We start from the raw sequence: 17,481 nt of genomic DNA, 5'->3' as shown, positions 1-17,481 counted from the left end.
CGAAAAAAATCGCATGGCCTTTTTGTTATCTAAAACTCTGTGGACAGCAATTACAGGTTTGCCATGACTTTCAAACCAACAAGTGCTGCATCAGGAATGACGTGAGCGGCGCTTGGATGAATCATATATTCAAATTCAGGCTGTACCGTGATGCCAACCCCTGTATCAATTGAGTAATAAGCCTCGATAACGTGGGCCGTTCTCTGAGGGGCAAATATATCTTCACCTAATGTCCCTCCCGCAGCTATGACAGCTTCCTGGCCTTTACGGTTGCGGTTACTGAAATGATACCACGTGTATAAAACACCAAGACGGTCAAGAAGACGTCCCGGAATCAGGCCATTAAATGACAAACCACCATAAGCTTCATCGTCGATCAGCATGGCATGGGGGGTGTTATGCATATAGCCGAACATGAGGTAGCCACCGGCCATTTCGTTACGACCGCCTTTACGGTAGACCATTTGGTCACCTTCAAACCAGAATGTATCCACCGGTGCCGAGCGGAAACGATTGTGATCGACGTATTTTTGACCGGATTTCAGGAGATCCTGGTAGTGTGAGGTATCATGGTCATAACCAAGTACATAATGCCCAACCAGACGGTTGCGGGTGAGATAAGGCTTCCACGTAAACTGGATGGGAATGGACATACCTGTTGAATCTTCACTTCCCCAGGACCATCCGCTTGGGTTATCGTTATTCGAAGAGACTTGATAGGCCCCTATCATAACGGAAGTATCACGTGTCGGACGGAAGCGGAAACGTGCCCCCCAAGTGGCTTTAGGATACACGGCCAGGCCGGGATCCTGTTTTAAGGCGACGGGTGCTGAGCAAACCATCATAAAAGTACAAAGTAAGGGCGATGTCGCATAAACGTGGGAAAGCGACATACGTCCGAACATGACGTCCATTCTGTTGTTCATGAAGTTTTTCTGGGCGTAAAAATCCACAAGGTGGGCCACGACGTGACCAGAAAGACTATAGGCTTCCATCAGCAGGATTTTATGTTCGCCCACCCTGTCATAACTGACCTGACGACCAGCACGGTTCATCAAGAGGGTATGAAATGACCATCCTTTCCAGCCTAGCAACTTCTCCAGATCAAAATTCATTTGCAATGTCAGCTCGTGAACATAATCCATACCAAGGCGTTTACCACCATGGATGTTGGCCATGGATTCACCTTTATAGCTGAGAGAGAACACGAACCCTTTTTTCTGCAGATTTTCCCGGAAAGGCATCAGTTGCGGGATCAGATGACCGGCACCAGCGCTTGGTACGTAATAAGGGTCATCAAGGTCTCCGTCACGCTGGGCATCCCAGCTGCGTGGTAGCAGGGCAGAAGGTCCTTCCAGATCTGACAGGGCATCAAGCTCTATTTTATGCTTTGAGTTCCCTCCATAGGCATTGACGCTGGGAATAACAGACGTTGCAAGACCCGGCCACGGGGCAACAGGCACACCCGTCAAAGGCAGAGCAGAGTTCCTGGGGCGGATAAGAACCTGTGGATCAGGTTCCCCAAGCCCTGGCGCTGTTCTGGTTTCAGTCGCATTGACAGGACCTATATTCGGGATAGTTCCAGAAGAGCCTGTGGTTAATGCTGCTGGATGAAGCGTCGGATACGCCATATTAAGCAAAGGCTGCTGTTTCTCTACAGACCCGGAGGAAACGGTAAGAGGTGCCTGTACCTGATTTGAGGAGGCAGGCACAGTTTTGTCAGCAGCATGGGAGGTGCCGGCAAAGGCTCCCCATAGGAGGCTTGCTCCTAGAAGGAGGTTCCATTTCAGAAGCGATTTTGTTCTGAGAGAAAATAGGGCAGGATTTCTAGACATTATACGCCATCAAGTCGGTTAACCTGTCAGTGCCACATGGGCGGAAATGGGAAGGGGGTAGATTCAAGATATGATCTATTCTTGACATATACCATAAATATGGTTATATTACGTTTGTCAAATATTAGGAGTCCTTAATTTAACTTATTGAAAAGAATTGAAGTTATCTGACCGATACGAATCGGTTTTGTTAATTTATTTTATAGATATGGTTTTTAGCAAAGCACGAAAATGTTACGGCGTGTTTATAGGACCCCTTTTGGCCGTTTTTTACTGAGTTTCAGCCAAAAAAAGCAATAAGAATTTGTTAAGACTCAGTTCCCGTTAAATAGATCACAGAAAGTAATTACTGGAAAAAGGATTCCCTCGGGGCTTATAAGGTGCCTGTCGAGGCGGCTCTATTTACTGAGTATGCCTGGCAAGGTGTCCTGAACACTAGAAATAGCCTGTAAGGGACCCATGATATAACGGGATTTTTACTGCTTTTTCATCAAGGCGGCTAAAGCCCAAGAAACACTGGAGTAGTAATATGGGTGAGGATCAGTCTCGGGATCATCACTTTTCTGTGGCAAAAGCGTATAGAGGTCTTTTCTGCCTTATAAGTCTGCTCGTAGGGGCAGGTTTGATTTATGGTGGTGTCAAGCTCGCTGGTTTGGGAGGAAGTCTTTATTACCTTCTTGCCGGTCTTGCTTATATTGTCCTGGCAGTTCTGACTTTTCTACAAAGTCGTCTGACACTTCCATTTAATATTATTGTTTTTCTGGCAACCATTATCTGGTCATTTAGTGATACACCAGTAGTTGGTTTCTGGGCTCTTCTTCCACGTCTATGGGTCCCTGCTATTGTTTTCGGAATGGGACAATGGGGCATTGCAACGTTCTCAGCTTCATCACGTTTTGCAAAACGTGTGAATTTTGGCTCAGGCGTGGTCATGATCGGGTGTCTCCTGGTAACTCTGGTAGAGTCCTTTATTCCCCATGCGGAAATCATGGATGCTGAGGCGATTAACGCCAAAAAGCAGGAAGTTCCCAATGCCGTTACCGATAAGTCTGAAGATTGGGAGTTCTTTGGGCGTAACGCCAATGGTACACGCTTTGCCCCTTATAAGCAGATTACGCCTGAAAACGTAAAACAGCTTAAAGTGGCGTGGGTTTATCATACCGGCAGAAGACTTAAAGGTCCTGCGATTGGTGTGGATGAAGATACACCCGAGCAGATCGGTAATGTTCTTTATTCCTGCACACCTGAAAGCCTGATTACGGCTCTGGATGCCGATACAGGGAAAATGCTCTGGAAATATGATGCCAAAGCGCATGCTCCTGAGCATGTTTCCTGCCGTGGTGTCGGTTATTACGATTTCGATAAAGATACGACCCTGAGCGCTGAGGAAAAAACAGCCAATACGTCTCAGATCTGTCGTCAGCGTATTCTGGGATCAACTGTTGATGGGCGCCTGTTTGCGCTGGATGCCCATACAGGTGCTCTCTGCCCTGACTTTGGGGATAATGGAACGGTTGACGTCAAAAAACAGATCGGCCCAGCTGAAAATGGTAAACGCTACCATCCTTCTGCGATGCCGGTTGTTTTAGGTCATATCGTTATTCTGGGAAGCTGGGTGCGTGATATTGTTCATGGCGAGCCATCTGGTGTTGTCCGTGCTTATGATACACGTAACGGATCTCTGGTCTGGGCCTGGGATGTTGGCAATCCTGATAATAATGGTGCGCCACCGGAAGGTCAGACCTATACGCTTGAGACACCTAATGTCTGGGCTGTTCCAAGCTTTGATAAAGATCTGAATCTTGTTTACCTACCAACAGGCAATGGCCCTCCTGATTACTGGGGTGGTGACCGTCCCGAATTTAAAGAAAAATTCGGTGCAGCGATCGTCGCTGTTGATGCAACAACAGGCAAAACGAAATGGGTCTTCCAGACAGTCCATCATGACATCTGGGACTATGACCTGCCTTCACAGCCTGTCTTGTACAACTTTACCAATGCTCAGGGTGAAAAAGTTCCTGCTCTGATTCAGACGACAAAATGGGGTAACATTTTCGTTCTGGACCGCCGCACAGGTAAGCCAATCACAGAAGTCAAGGAACTTCCCGTTCCAACCAATGGCGCTGAAGGGGAGCATGTTTCTCCAACGCAGCCATTCTCAGTTGGGATGCCGGTCATCGGTGCAGCACCCTTGTCAGAAAAAGCCATGTGGGGTGTCAGTACATTCGATCAGCTTTATTGCCGTATTCTTTATAAAAATTCGGTCTATGAAGGGAACTTCACGCCTCCAAGCGAGAAAGATTACATCGAATGGCCGAGCGTTTTCGGTGGCCTGAACTGGGGCGGTGTTTCTATTGATGAGAGCCGTGACATCATGTTCGTTAATGACATGAGCATGCCTCTTCGTATGAAACTGGTGAAAAAGGAAGAAGCTGCGAAGTACAAAATCTCCACTGACGAGATTCCCGGCTTCACAGGGACTGTGCGTCCACAGCTGGCAGGTCCTTATGCCGGAGTACGTATCGACGTTATGCAGTCTCCGCTTCAGGTCCCCTGTAACACGCCTCCTTTCGGAACGATGACCGCTGTTGATCTGAAGACGAAAAAGATCATGTGGCGCGTTCCTATGGGAACAGCTGAACAGCTTGGTCCTTATGGCGTAAAAAGTCATATGCCTATGCCGATCGGTATGCCGACACTTGGTGGCCCAACATCGACAGCTTCTGGCCTTGTCTTCTTTGCCGGGACGCAGGACTATTACGTACGTGCTCTGGATGGACTGACAGGGAAAGAAGTATGGCGCCAGCCTCTGCCTGTGGCAGCGGTCTCCGCACCATTGGTCTATCGTTCTCCCAAAACGGGTAAAGAATATGTCGTCGTGTCAGCTGGTGGTGCAAGCCACTCCCCTGACCTCGGTGATTATATCATTGCCTATAGTTTGCCAGATCGTTCTGGAAAGTAAGCGTTCCAAAGACCTGGTAACAGGAAATCCCCACTTTGGTGGGGATTTTTTTTAGCTGGAATTCAGGGAGGCCTGAAGTAGCCAGGCACGTTTTTGTGAAAAGCGGTTATCACAACTTATGATAGAATCCCCTCCGAAATATTCCAGAAAAGAGCCAGAAAGGGGTATGTATCGTGCTGATTGATTTATCAGGGAAAACAGCCATTGTTTCAGCGTCTACAGCGGGAATTGGTTTTGCCATTGCCAAAGGTCTGGCTGAAAGTGGCGCGACGGTCGTTGTAAATGGGCGGTCTGGAGAACGTGTTGATAAAGCCTGCGCCGCTATCAAAACAGTCCTTCCAGGGGTCAGCCTCATTAAAGTGGTGGCTGATCTTGCGACTGAGGAAGGAGCTTCTGAATTACAGCGTCTTGTTCCGGAATGTGATATTCTTGTTAATAATCTCAGCATTTATAAAATGCAGGATTTTTTTGATCTTGATGATGATGAATGGCGGCGTTTTTTTGAAATCAACGTCCTTTCAGGTGTCAGATTATCACGGATTTATCTTCCCGGAATGAAGGAAAGAGGCTGGGGGCGGGTCGTTTTTATTTCCTCGGAATCAGCCTTTAATATCCCTGCAGATATGATTCATTACGGATTTACAAAAACAGCGATGGTTTCCATTGCCCGTGGCCTTGCCAAACGGATGAAGGGCACTGGTGTGACAGTTAATTCAGTGTTGCCAGGGCCAACCTTGTCAGAAGGGATGGAGGCCATGTTTAAAGATGAAGCGGAACGCACAGGCCGCCCTGTTGAGGAATTGGCGCGTGATTTTGTGCGCAGCCATCGACCTTCCTCTATTATAGACCGGGCAGCAACAGTGGAAGAAGTCGCTAATATGGTGGTCTATGCCTGCTCAGTTCAGGCTTCAGCAACAAGTGGCGCCGCCCTTCGTGTTGATGGTGGTGTCATCGACAGTTTGTAATGGTGAGGAACAGAGCGAAAGGAAGAGGCACTGTCATCACCATATAGATGGGGTCAGGGTCTTACGCCTTTTCTTCCTGAGAAATGAGCTGCTTTTTCAGAACAGACCGGGCGATCTTTCCAGAAGAGGTTTTAGGCAGGGAATGACGGAATTCTATAAAGTCTGGCCGCGCATAACTGCCAATTCCCTTCACAATGCAGGAAATGACGTTTTCTTTGGCTAATGAGGTTTTGTGTTCAGGGACGATGAATAGGGCGATACATTGCCCTTTCAGTCCGTGCGGAATGCCGATGGCGGCACATTCTCTGACAGTGCCGCTAGCAAGCAGACATTCTTCAATTTCAGCCGAACTGACTCTGTGCCCTGAGATATTCACAACATCATCAATACGGCCCAGGATACGGTAATAGCCACTACTCGTCCTCTCAGCCTCATCTCCAGTGAGGTAATAACCCGGATATGGTGTAAAATAGAGGCTCTGGAAAAGATCCATATGTTTCCAGATACCGATTGCCTGACCTGGCCATGAGGCTTTGAGGCAAAGAGCCCCGACCCCGGTACTGTTCACTTCTGAACCATTTTCTTCCAGAAGGGCAATTTCCAGATTGTCCTGGGCTTTCAGCCCCATATGAGGGTCATTCTTTTCTTTGTTTTCAGGAGGCGGGGACAGCATAATGCCGCCTGTTTCGGTCTGCCACCACGTATCCAGAAGAGGGCAGTCGGAATGACCAACGTAACGCTGAAGCCACTCCCATGATGTACTGTCCAGAGGTTCTCCTACAGAGCCAAGAAGCCGGATTGACTTAGTCTCATCCTGGCTGGGGCATCCTTTTTGTTGGCGGCTGAGCAGGCGGATCGCTGTAGGGGAGGTATAGAAGATGGTGATACCCAATCTCTGGATTATATGCCACCACCGACCTGCTGTCGGATAGGTCGGTGTCCCTTCAAACAGGACTGTTGTAATGCCATGAAGCAGGGGGGCATAAATTGTATAACTATGTCCTGTAATCCATCCGATATCAGCTGTAGACCAGAAGATATCATCGGGTGCCGGGATAAATGTGCGGGCAAAAGTGTCATGAATCCAGCTGGCATATCCCCCCGTGGAGTGGATAATCCCTTTGGGTGTTCCTGTTGTTCCGGACGTATAAAGGATAAAAAGAGGATGGGTTGCCTCTACGGGGACGTAAGGACATTCCGTGGCAACTGAGGAACGTATTTTTCCGTAAACAGCATAATGGTCCGGGATAGTGGTTTCCTTTCCGATCTCTGAATCGGCGAGGAGAACCTTGACGGAATGGTTTTCCCCCAGATGGGTTAGCGCCTTTTGCGCGGCCTGCAGAAAGTCCAGTTCCTTGAGGCCGCGACGGGATTTTGTCATTGTGATGAGCAAGGAAGGATCGGCATCCTGTAATCTCTGTCCCAGCGCGTGGGAAGAAAGACCGCCGAAAAGAACGACATGGATCGCACCAATTCTGGCGCAGGCAAGCATAAAAATTGCCGCTTCCGGTATGGTCGGGAGGAAGAGCGCAACCCTGTCTCCTTTGCCGATACCCATCATTTTCAGGACATTAGCAGCAATTTTGACTTCAGACAGAAGCTCTTTATAGCTGAATTGCCTGATATTCCCTTCTTCATTTCCTATGCCAATGAGGGCAATTTTATCTCCGTAAGTAGCGGCATGCCGGTCCAGACAATTCGCAGCCATGTTCAGGATACCGTCCTCATACCAGGAAATAATAGCCTCTTTCCCAAAGTGAGATTGATCGGCTTTTTGTGGAAAATGCGACCAGTCCAGGGCGTGGGCAAGTGTCATCCAATGAGCGTTTCGGCTCTCTTTTATGGACGTGACATGGTGACCTGGCTCTTGAATATCCACAGATTTTCTCCCTGGGAGGCTTAAGGAGGGTAAGTTTCAGAACAGATTATGAAAACGAGACATATACTGTTCATATATGAATGTATATATAATTTATCTGTGTGTAAAGCAGGAGGGAATTTCTGGTTTCAGGGAGGATAATAATGTCTCCTGATGATTTATAATATTTGTGTAATTTTAATAAAAAATACTTAAAAATCAGATAATTACGTGTAAATAAAATTCAAATAGAGACCTATATATCGTCTGTTGGATCGCCCCTCTTGGAGGAGTTTCTTATATTTCTGGAACAATCAGGAGTCTTTTTAAATAGTTCATCATTCTGTTTCATCGGCTATATGAAATTTTATGAAAACTATTTGAGCGTGAAAAATGAGGATGAATATGAAATTTCTCACAATGAGAAGAAGGTCACACTGGATAGCCGGCTTGCTGATAGGGCTGATGGCCGCTCCGGTTGCACTGGCCCATAGAGAGAGCAATAGTGCACATGAAATGCCGATATCCTGTGACAATAGCCAGTTCCAGCAGGATCAGACTGTTCTTATGGAACAGTATAATCATCGGAATGTTTCCTATGGCCGTCATCTTGAGTTTCCGGAACATGTGTGCGGCACGGTGGTGAAAGTTTATCGTTCCAGAAAAACACGTAGTGGCTGGCATGGTTACTTTCTTATGAAAGTGGGCGCAAACCAGAAATTACGGATCGTCTCAAATCTCGATACGATGGAAGCACCTGAATGGCCATGGGTGAAGGAGGGAGACATGATTGACGTAAGAGGACGCTATTATTTTGACGGTCCCCATCGTCAGGGCCTGGATTGGACGCATCGTGGCACAAGTCGGAAGTGGCCATGGGGCGGTTACGTGATTGTAAATGGCAAGCGCTATGAATAAGGACTGAAAGAGTTTTATCCTTCAGGAAGGGGAGATGAAGACTTCGTGTGCTTTTCCTCAATGGTGAATGTAAGCTGGTCTTTGTGAACCCCGATTGTAACATGGCCGCCTTTTGTCAGCTTGCCGAATAAAAGTTCTTCGGCAAGCGGTTTCTTGATTTTTTCTTCAATCAATCTGGCCAGAGGCCTGGCTCCATAAAGCCGTTCATATCCTTTTTCCGCCAGCCAATCATAAACTTTGGGCGTTAAATGGAGCTGCACATGTTTATGAGCCAATAATGTCTGAAGCTGGGTCACAAACTTTCTGACAATATGCTTCATTGTCTCTGGTGAAAGAGGCGAGAAGGGAATAATGGCATCCAGGCGGTTGCGGAATTCCGGTGTGAAAAGCCGTTTAATCGCCTCTTCATCATCTCCTGAACGTGTATCCCGGGCAAAACCGACCGTCTCTTTCGAGAGTTCAGCAGCACCGGCGTTAGACGTCATAATAAGGATAACATTCTGAAAATCGACCAATTTGCCATTATGGTCTGTTAGTTTCCCGTGATCCATGACCTGCAGGAGCAGGTTATAGATATCAGGATGAGCTTTCTCAATTTCATCGAGAAGAAGGACACAATGAGGGGTCTGATCAACAGCATCTGTCAGCAGGCCACCTTGTTCAAAGCCGACATAACCAGGGGGTGTGCCGATCAGGCGGGAAACAGAGTGGGCCTCCATATATTCAGACATATCGAAACGAATAAGGGGGATGCCCAATGTGAGGGAGAGCTGGCGAGCGGCTTCTGTTTTCCCTACCCCTGTAGGGCCGGAGAAGAGATAGCTGCCAACAGGTTTCCCTTCGTCACGTAACCCGGAGCGCGAAAGGATGATTGCGGAACTGAGCTTTTCCAGGGCCTGATCCTGCCCGAAAACAGCCTTTCTCAAATCCTGGGGAAGCGCGCGAAGAGCCTGACGGTCGTCCTTATTGATTGAATGGGGAGGGATATGGACGATTTTTGCAATGACATTTTCTATATCACGTACCCTGACGATATGGCGTTTTTTCCCGGTCTGCAGCTGGAAGGAGGCGCCTGCCTCATCAATCAGGTCAATCGCCTTGTCTGGTAGTTTCCGCTCGTGAAGGTACCGTGTGGATAAATCAACAGCCGCCTTGAGGGCCGCATCCGTATAATGCAGGTTATGATGCTGTTCATAACGGGATTTCAATCCCTTCAGGATCTGGAACGTTTCCTGCTCAGAGGGTTCGGTGACGTCGATTTTCTGAAAGCGCCGTGTCATGGCGTGATCTTTTTCAAAAAATTGTCGATATTCCTTATAGGTCGTAGCGCCGATACATCTCAGTTTCCCAGCCGCCAGAGCAGGTTTGAGCAGGTTTGAGGCGTCCATGGCCCCCCCTGTTGTTGCACCGGCCCCTATGAGAGTATGAATTTCATCAATAAATAAAATAGAGCCAGGCTGGTTTTGCAGCTCCGTCATAATAATTTTGAGGCGTTCTTCAAAATCTCCCCGATAACGCGTCCCGGCCAAAAGGCTGCCAAGATCAAGGCTGTAAACCGTGGAGGATTGTAAAACAGGGGGTACTTTCCTCTCTATAATGCGGTAGGCAAGACCCTCGGCAATGGCCGTTTTCCCCACTCCGGGATCGCCAACGAGGAGGGGATTATTTTTCGTTCTCCGGCACAGGATCTGGACAACGCGGTTAACTTCCTTGTCCCGTCCGATCAGAGGATCAATCTGTTTTTTCTGCACCGAGGCATTCAGATTGGTGCAGTACGTATTCAAGGCCTGGGTTTCATTGCCTGCTGGCGAGATAAAATGTCCGTCTTCATTAAAGGAGGTTGCCTGAGCAGATTTCCTTTGTTCAATATGATCAATGGAGCCGTGAGAGAGGGCGTGAATGGCATCAAGTCGCGTCATACCCAGCCGTTTAAGGAAATAGACGGCATGGCTTTCCCGTTCAGGATAAAAAGCCACCAGAACATTGGCTCCGGTCACAGTGTTTTTTCCGGCACTTTCAACATAAATCGCGGCCCGTTTCAGGACGCGTTGATAGGCGGCGGTCGGGAAAGGCGTAAGCTTGGGATCGGCTGTTACAATTGCTCCCAGCTGATCGGCAACAAAATCATATAGGTCTGTTTTCAGCTGTTCAATATCAATACGGCAGATCGTCATAATGGAACGCGCGTCAGAATCTTCACATAGCGCCAGGAGCAGATGCTCAAGAGTGACCAGTTCGTGCTTATATTTTCCCGCCAGGGCTTCAGCTCGCTCAAGCGTTTGCTCAAGAACGGAAGAGAACATGGGTAACTCCTATGAGAAGAGAAGATCACGCGTCGTATGAAAGGATAATAAAGCCTCAGGCTTCCTCAAGAATGCATAGTAAAGGATGCTGATTTTCGCTGGCATAGCCATTGACCTGGGCAACCTTGGTTTCAGCGACTTCATAGGTATAGATGCCGCATAGACCACTGCCATTATGGTGTATGTCCCAGGCTGTCTGTTCAGCCTCCTTGGTCGTTTTATTGAAAAAACGTTGCAGGACATGAATGACGAAGTCAACAGGTGTGAAATCGTCATTCAACATAACAACCTTGAACATGGATGGATAAGCCAGACGCGTTTTTAATTGTGTCAGGGTCTCTCCTTGTGGTGCACTATTGGGACCTGATTTTGCCATAACTCCCTCTTATAAATCACTTCATCTCTAATATGGGCAGGTTCAGGGGAACGCTTGCCCTTATCTTATATGGTGTAGTCTTAAGGATTTGAGAAGAAGCAATCACAAAGGTAAAAATATACTGAATTTCTGAAAATAGAGTGATAAAAATTTCGAAATGAGGTAGATTCTGTGTCGGAAATAGCTGATAATCTCTCGTTCTTTATTAAAGTCAACAGAGTCTGATACAGACTTTGCCAGTCTGTCTGCAGTCTGCCTGAATGAATTTTAGGGGTTGAGTTTTTGAAAATGCGTGTTTTCTCCCGTTCCCTTTTTGTTACGTTTCTAGCCGCCACTCTGGGGATGGGCGGGAGCGCAAAAGCGCAATATGCCGGGCATATTTCAAGCCTCGTGATGGACGCCAGAACCGGAAAAGTCCTGTCTTCCACCGATGCGGATCTCCAGCGTTATCCTGCCTCCCTGACGAAAATGATGACTCTCTATATTACGTTCAGGACTTTGTCAGAGGGGAGAATGGGGCTGGAAGACAGAATGCCGGTTTCCATTCACTGTTCCACGCAGGAGCCTTCGAAGCTGGGCATGAGGCCCGGCAGTATGCTGAAGGTCGAAAGTGCGATTCTGGGGCTGGTGACCAAATCCGCAAATGACGCTGCCTGCACATTAGGCGAATATATGGGTGGGGGGAATGAAAGCACTTTTGCTGCTGAAATGACTCGCACGGCCCATAAGCTGGGTATGTCCAGCACGTCTTTCAGAAATGCATCCGGTCTGCCTGACCCTGAGCAGGTAACCACAGCACGTGATATGGCCACCTTGGCACGTCATATCATGCATGACTTCCCTCAGGATTATCATTATTTCAATGTGCGGAGCTTTTATTTCAATCGTCGGGCGATTCCGAATCATGACCCGCTATTGGGCATTTACGCCGGCGCTGATGGTTTGAAAACAGGTTACACCTCTTTAGCGGGTCATAACCTTGTCAGTTCAGCATGGCAGAATAACACGCGCCTGATTGGTGTGGTGCTTGGGGCAAAGAGCAATAATATCCGTAACAGGGAAATGATTGCCTTGCTGGATAGAGGGTTTGTTGCAGAAGGCCATGCCCCCTTACCTCTTATGAAGCCCCTGGGAGCACCGACAAGAGTCATGTTGGCAAAACGGACCGGGGCAGGTCCAAAGGTCAGGCATTTACGTAATAATGTGAGGCTGGTGTCTTATCGTCCTCATAGAAAGGTTACGCGCCTTGTGCATAAAACACGCGTATCCAGCCGCGGGCATCATCGTTCCTGAAAGGGCTGAATCTATCTCAGTCGGCTTTTGAGAAAGCTGATGATGTAAGAGAACCCCCATTTTGCTCTTGCGCTTCACGTCAGAGGGTCTCATTTTAAAGACTTTCTGAAGTGGATAGGATAAGGGGTTATGGGGTCTCATCAAAAAAACGGTATTACACTTTATACAGAAGATGATTTCAGGCAGTTGCGTCAGGTGGGTCAGCTCGCAGCAGAAACGCTGGATATGATTACTGAGCATGTGCAGCCTGGAATCACGACTGAAGAGATCAACCGTCTTGTTCATGAGTTCACAATAGAGCGTGGTGCGATCCCGGCTCCCCTTAATTACAGAGGGTTTCCCAAATCCTGCTGCACCTCAGTCAATCATGTTGTCTGTCACGGAATCCCGGGTGATAAAAAGCTTGAGGAAGGTGACATCGTCAATATTGATGTGACGTCTATTCTGGATGGGTGGTACGGCGATACATCGAGGATGTATATTGTTGGCAAAGCGGCCCGCAAAGCTGAAAAACTCATTGATGTGACCTATGAATGCCTTATGCGCGGTATTGAAGTCGTAAAACCGGGCGCGACACTCGGTGATATTGGTCACGCCATTCAGACCTACGCTGAAAAGAACCGTTTTTCCATCGTTAAGGACTTTTGTGGGCACGGAATTGGGCGCACCTTTCATGAAGCGCCCAATGTCCTGCATTATGGCCAGCCAGGTAAGGGAACCATTCTGAAAGCCGGGATGGTGTTTACGATTGAGCCCATGCTTAATATCGGCAAACCGGACGTCAAAATTCTGGCCGATGGTTGGACGGCTGTGACAAGGGATCGCACACTCTCTGCTCAATTTGAGCATATGCTGGGTGTGACAGAAGATGGTTATGAGATTTTTACACTCTCTCCCAAAGGATACACAAAGCCACCTTATAAGCTTTCCTGATTTTTAGGATATCTTTGTGAGAGAAAGAACCCTTATGCGTTCCCTATCCCTTTTTTGTCTTGTCGCGACTTTTATCTCCAGCACAGCACTGGCCGATAATGTTGCTCCGGGGAAAGATCCTCTTGCCTTCGGGCCTGAAAACACACAGGCCGGAAGTATGGTCTCAGCCCCTCATGGGATGGTCGTATCAGCCCAGCATCTGGCATCTCAGGTGGGGGCTGATATCCTGAAGAAGGGAGGAAATGCCGTTGATGCGGCCGTGGCGGTCGGTTACGCGCTCGCTGTTGTCTACCCGGCTGCCGGTAATCTAGGCGGGGGAGGGTTTATGACCCTCTATCTCGGTCACGGAAATAATAATCCCGGGCCGGGAGAGCTGCGGCACCATCATACCCTCTTTGTTGATTTCCGTGAACGGGCACCAGGTCAGGCAAGAGCGGACATGTTCGTAAAGCCGGACGGCCAGGTGGATGGACGTGCCTCTGTTACAGGATGGAAAGCGGTTGCGGTTCCCGGGACCGTCGCGGGACTGGAAGGGGTGCGTTCCCGTTGGGGAAGGCTGAGTCGTGCAGAGGATATGGCGCCCGCAATTAAATTAGCGCGTGAAGGATTTGTCCTTGAGGAAGGGGATATCGAGCTCCTTCGCACCGGACGCGACTATTTCCATAAAGACCCGTTTGCCGGGAAAATTTTCCTGCGCCCTGATGGAACTGACCTGCAACTGGGGGATCGCCTTATCCAGAAGGATCTAGCCAGTACATTGGCCATGATTGCCCGTTATGGGCAGGATGCCTTTTATAATGGCCTCATTGCTGGTGAAATCCTTCAGGTAAGTCACGATCAGGGGGGGATTCTAAATGGGACGGATTTTTCTTCCTATCAAATGAAACTTCTCCCGACACTTGATTGTTCGTATCGGGGCTATGTGATTCATACAGCTCCCCCGCCCAGTGGGGGTGGTGTTGCTCTGTGTGAAATGCTGGATATTCTCGAAGGGTATGATCTTTCCAGCTCGGGATTAGGGACTGTTCCTTCCGTTCAACATGAGCTTGAAGCGATGCGTCATGCCTATTCTGATCGTCGTGATCTGGGGGATCCCGCTTTTGTTTCCAATCCTGTGAAGCATTTGATGGATAAGGATTATGCCGGAGACGTGCGCCGTTACATAAAGGCAAACAGAGCAACTGATTCATCCTATCTAAAAGCAGGGCAGGCGGCGCTGTCGGACAAAGCTTCGACTGAGCTGCCTGCCAGTGCTGAGAAACGGGAAACGACTCATTTCTCTGTTCTCGATAAAAATGGCATGGCTGTCTCTGTTACCTTTACCCTGAATGGCTGGTTCGGGGCTGGTGTTATGGCCGGGCATACGGGGATCTGGATGAATGATGAAATGGATGATTTCTCCATAAAACCAGGTGTGCCGAATATGTTTGGTATTGTCGGCTCCCAGGCCAATGCAATCGCTCCAGGCAAAGCCCCTCTTTCTTCCATGAGCCCTACTGTCATAACCAAGGACGGGCGTGTCGTCGCTGTAGTGGGGAGCCCCGGGGGATCGCGGATTCCCACAATTGTTTTGCACACAGTTTTAGGGTTGATCGATTACCATCTTGATTTGCGTCAGGCAGTCTTCAGACCGCGTTTTCATGAACAATGGATGCCTTCAGTTGTTGAGATGGAACAAAATGCCTTGTCACTTCCGGTCCAACAGGCACTTGAGCAGGAAGGCTATCAGTTCGTCCGCCGTGCCCCCTGGGGCATGATGGAAGCGATTATTACAGGAGCACCTGATCTGTATTCCCAAAAGACGGGGCTGATATATGGTGTGGCTGATCCCCGTCATCCGGGAGGGGCCGCCATAGGGGAATAAGGCGATATCGGGGAAAAGGGATGAAAGGGCTTGCGTTGTCCCCCCCACATTGTGCTAGAAGCGGCTTTGGAAGGTCGGCGCTGGACGGTTGGCTCGCGAACCCGGTCAGGTCCGGAAGGAAGCAGCCGTAGTGATTTCCAGCTGGGTCGGATGTCCGGCCTTCCACCCTTTAAAAGGATTAGGTTGTGCAGGGTTCCTGAAGGAATCTGAAAAAAGGGGAAGGATCTTCACATATGGATGATGATACTTTGCCCTTGCCCGAAGAAGAGGGAAACGGCCTGTTTCCCGAAGTTTCTTCTGACGAAGGAGCTCAGTCTCCGGCTGAAAAACCCCAGCATTATAAAGTTCTTGCCCGGAAATACCGACCGCGTACGTTCGATGATCTGATCGGGCAGGATACATTGGTCCGGATTTTACGCCGCGCTTTTGAGGTTGGCCGTGTCGCACACGCTTTCATGCTGACAGGGGTGCGCGGAGTCGGGAAAACAACAACAGCCCGTATTATTGCCCGGGCGCTTAATTGCACCGGGGTGGATGGAAAAGGGGGACCAACGGCTGATCCCTGTGGTGTCTGCCCTGATTGTGTGGCGATACTCGAAGACCGTCATCCTGACGTTCTGGAAATGGATGCAGCCTCCCGAACCGGGGTCGATGACGTCCGGGAAATTATAGAATTCTCCCGTTTCCGGCCCATGCAAGGGCGCATGAAAGTCTTCATTATTGATGAAGTCCACATGCTTTCGCGCAATGCCTTTAACGCCCTTCTGAAAACGCTGGAAGAACCACCTGATCAAGTCACCTTTATCTTTGCGACAACGGAATTGCGCAAAGTTCCCGTGACGGTTCTGTCTCGTTGTCAGAGGTTTGATCTCTGCCGCGTGCCCCAAGCGCAGCTTTCAGAGCATTTCAGTAAAATCGCTGAAAAGGAAAAAGCTCACTTCACGCCTGAAGCGATTGCTTTAATTGCCAGAGCGGCTGATGGTTCTGTGAGGGACGGTCTTTCCCTGCTGGATCAGGCGATTGCCCAAGGGGCAGATGATGCGGCTTCAGTCGCCGTGATGCTGGGGCAGGCAGATCGTGGCCTTGTTTTCGATATGCTTGAAGCTGTGATGGCAGGGCAGGCTGAGCCGGCACTTGCGCTTGTTGAAAAGGCTTATTCCCAAGGGGCAGACCTCCGCACCGTTTTGACGGATTTAATGGAAGGGGTGCACCTTCTTTCACGCTTTAAGATTGATCCCTCATTGCGTGAAAATAATGACCTTCCTGAAATGGAGCGGGTCAGAGGTGGCACGCTTTGTGACCGTCTTTCCATGAGCGTTTTAAGCCGTGCATGGCAGATGCTGCTCAAAGGAATTTCAGAGGTTGATCAGGCTCCTGACCGCCGTCAGGCTGTTGAAATGGTGCTGATCAGGCTTTGCTATAGCAGTGTGCTGCCAACCCCTGATGAGCTCATTCGTCAGTTAAAGGGTAAGACATCGTCACTCCCTCCGGCGGGTTCTTCATCGGCACCGGTCGCGTCATTTACAGCGCACACGTCTCCAGCCTCATTTCAGAGTGCAGTCCCCCAGAATGTTACCGGTAACGGCTCCGGCCCCACAGCGCGTACGTCATTGAAGCTTGTCGCAAATGGCGGTGTGATCATTGAGCAGGAAACGCCGGATCCCTCTATTGAGGAAGAAGCGGAAACCAGACCGGCAATGCCGAAAAGCTGGCGTGAAATGGTGGCCCTTGTCGGGCAGGAAAAGGAAGCCTGGCTTCATGGGATATTGCGCCATGAAGCGCATTTGGTCCGTTTTGCACCTCCTGAGCTTGTTTTGCGGTTAAGTGACGTGGAAGTGCGCAAACGTGTTCAGCGTCTCTTGCCTGCATTGCTGGAGCGTCTTTACCCCGGCCAATGGCATTGTACGTTTTCCGAGGAAAAAGGTGAGCTGAGCCTGGATGAGCAGGGCGCACAAATTGTGTCTCTGAATCTGCAGCAGGCTGAGCAGCATCCGTTGGTTATGGCTGTTCTGAAGCGCTTTCCCGGGGCCAGAATTGCGTCTATCCATGACCACACACTTGATGGTTATGGATTGCCACCTGAGGAGATTATGCCTTTGGGTGAGGATTATATACCTGAGCTGGAATTTGCTCCCTATGATGCAGATTCCATTGATGAAACTGATTTGGATTGA

Annotated in this window: 11 protein-coding genes and 1 other RNA gene; 8 read left to right on the top strand and 4 right to left on the bottom strand. The window is 49.1% G+C overall.

Translation table 11 applies throughout. From position 1 onward, the window contains the following. Positions 1 to 50: 50 nt before the first annotated feature. Positions 51 to 1,835, bottom strand: a complete 1,785-nt coding sequence (locus ACSYSY_RS07915; RefSeq protein WP_491707028.1) for a carbohydrate porin — start codon at positions 1,833 to 1,835, stop codon at positions 51 to 53. Positions 1,836 to 2,400: 565 nt separating this feature from the next. Here ACSYSY_RS07915 and ACSYSY_RS07910 point away from each other — a divergent pair. Next, positions 2,401 to 4,797 carry a membrane-bound PQQ-dependent dehydrogenase, glucose/quinate/shikimate family gene (locus ACSYSY_RS07910; protein ID WP_491707027.1) on the top strand — a complete coding sequence of 799 codons (2,397 nt, stop codon included), beginning with the start codon at positions 2,401 to 2,403 and terminating at the stop codon, positions 4,795 to 4,797. 173 nt (positions 4,798 to 4,970) lie between these two features. After that, positions 4,971 to 5,762 (top strand): SDR family NAD(P)-dependent oxidoreductase, encoded by a 792-nt coding sequence (locus tag ACSYSY_RS07905; RefSeq protein ID WP_491707026.1) that lies wholly within the window; start codon positions 4,971 to 4,973, stop codon positions 5,760 to 5,762. Between the two features lie 61 nt (positions 5,763 to 5,823). Here the strand turns inward: ACSYSY_RS07905 and ACSYSY_RS07900 are convergent, their stop codons facing one another. Further along, complete coding sequence (locus tag ACSYSY_RS07900) at positions 5,824 to 7,641, bottom strand: AMP-binding protein (RefSeq protein ID WP_491707025.1); 1,818 nt, start codon at positions 7,639 to 7,641, stop codon at positions 5,824 to 5,826. Between the two features lie 384 nt (positions 7,642 to 8,025). Here ACSYSY_RS07900 and ACSYSY_RS07895 point away from each other — a divergent pair, with 384 nt between their 5' ends. Continuing rightward, positions 8,026 to 8,538, top strand: a complete 513-nt coding sequence (locus ACSYSY_RS07895; RefSeq protein ID WP_491707024.1) for a DUF3465 domain-containing protein — start codon at positions 8,026 to 8,028, stop codon at positions 8,536 to 8,538. A gap of 14 nt (positions 8,539 to 8,552) precedes the next feature. Here ACSYSY_RS07895 and clpA read toward each other — a convergent pair whose 3' ends face one another. After that, positions 8,553 to 10,841, bottom strand: coding sequence for an ATP-dependent Clp protease ATP-binding subunit ClpA (gene clpA, locus ACSYSY_RS07890; RefSeq protein ID WP_491707023.1), 2,289 nt, complete (start codon positions 10,839 to 10,841; stop codon positions 8,553 to 8,555). Positions 10,842 to 10,896: 55 nt separating this feature from the next. After that, the gene (gene clpS / locus ACSYSY_RS07885) at positions 10,897 to 11,217 is read right to left on the bottom strand and encodes an ATP-dependent Clp protease adapter ClpS (protein ID WP_491707022.1); all 321 of its coding nucleotides are present in this window, start codon (positions 11,215 to 11,217) and stop codon (positions 10,897 to 10,899) included. Between the two features lie 288 nt (positions 11,218 to 11,505). On the opposite strand from clpS, the gene ACSYSY_RS07880 reads away from it, so the two are divergent. From ACSYSY_RS07880 to ACSYSY_RS07860, 5 genes are all read left to right on the top strand, one after another. Continuing rightward, entirely contained in the window at positions 11,506 to 12,510 is a 1,005-nt protein-coding gene (locus tag ACSYSY_RS07880) for a D-alanyl-D-alanine carboxypeptidase family protein (protein WP_491707021.1), read from the top strand. A gap of 129 nt (positions 12,511 to 12,639) precedes the next feature. Further along, positions 12,640 to 13,443 carry a type I methionyl aminopeptidase gene (gene map / locus ACSYSY_RS07875; RefSeq protein ID WP_491707020.1) on the top strand — a complete coding sequence of 268 codons (804 nt, stop codon included), beginning with the start codon at positions 12,640 to 12,642 and terminating at the stop codon, positions 13,441 to 13,443. Positions 13,444 to 13,477: 34 nt separating this feature from the next. Next, a complete protein-coding gene (ggt, locus tag ACSYSY_RS07870; RefSeq protein WP_491707019.1) occupies positions 13,478 to 15,307 on the top strand; it encodes a gamma-glutamyltransferase in 1,830 nt (609 codons plus the stop codon). A gap of 69 nt (positions 15,308 to 15,376) precedes the next feature. Continuing rightward, positions 15,377 to 15,473, top strand: an RNA gene (ffs, locus tag ACSYSY_RS07865) — signal recognition particle sRNA small type. Between the two features lie 67 nt (positions 15,474 to 15,540). Continuing rightward, positions 15,541 to 17,481, top strand: a complete 1,941-nt coding sequence (locus ACSYSY_RS07860) for a DNA polymerase III subunit gamma/tau (protein ID WP_491707018.1) — start codon at positions 15,541 to 15,543, stop codon at positions 17,479 to 17,481.

Source organism: Aristophania sp. ESL1100, from assembly GCF_058511235.1.
This window is presented reverse-complemented; position numbering and strand designations above follow the sequence as displayed.

Coding starts and splice junctions, on each gene's coding strand:
- ACSYSY_RS07915 (WP_491707028.1), bottom strand. CDS start 1,835: ATGTCTAGAAATCCTGCCCTATTTTCTCTCAGAACAAAATCGCTTCTG.
- ACSYSY_RS07895 (WP_491707024.1), top strand. CDS start 8,026: ATGAAATTTCTCACAATGAGAAGAAGGTCACACTGGATAGCCGGCTTG.
- clpA (WP_491707023.1), bottom strand. CDS start 10,841: ATGTTCTCTTCCGTTCTTGAGCAAACGCTTGAGCGAGCTGAAGCCCTG.
- clpS (WP_491707022.1), bottom strand. CDS start 11,217: ATGGCAAAATCAGGTCCCAATAGTGCACCACAAGGAGAGACCCTGACA.
- ACSYSY_RS07880 (WP_491707021.1), top strand. CDS start 11,506: ATGCGTGTTTTCTCCCGTTCCCTTTTTGTTACGTTTCTAGCCGCCACT.
- map (WP_491707020.1), top strand. CDS start 12,640: ATGGGGTCTCATCAAAAAAACGGTATTACACTTTATACAGAAGATGAT.
- ggt (WP_491707019.1), top strand. CDS start 13,478: ATGCGTTCCCTATCCCTTTTTTGTCTTGTCGCGACTTTTATCTCCAGC.
- ACSYSY_RS07860 (WP_491707018.1), top strand. CDS start 15,541: ATGGATGATGATACTTTGCCCTTGCCCGAAGAAGAGGGAAACGGCCTG.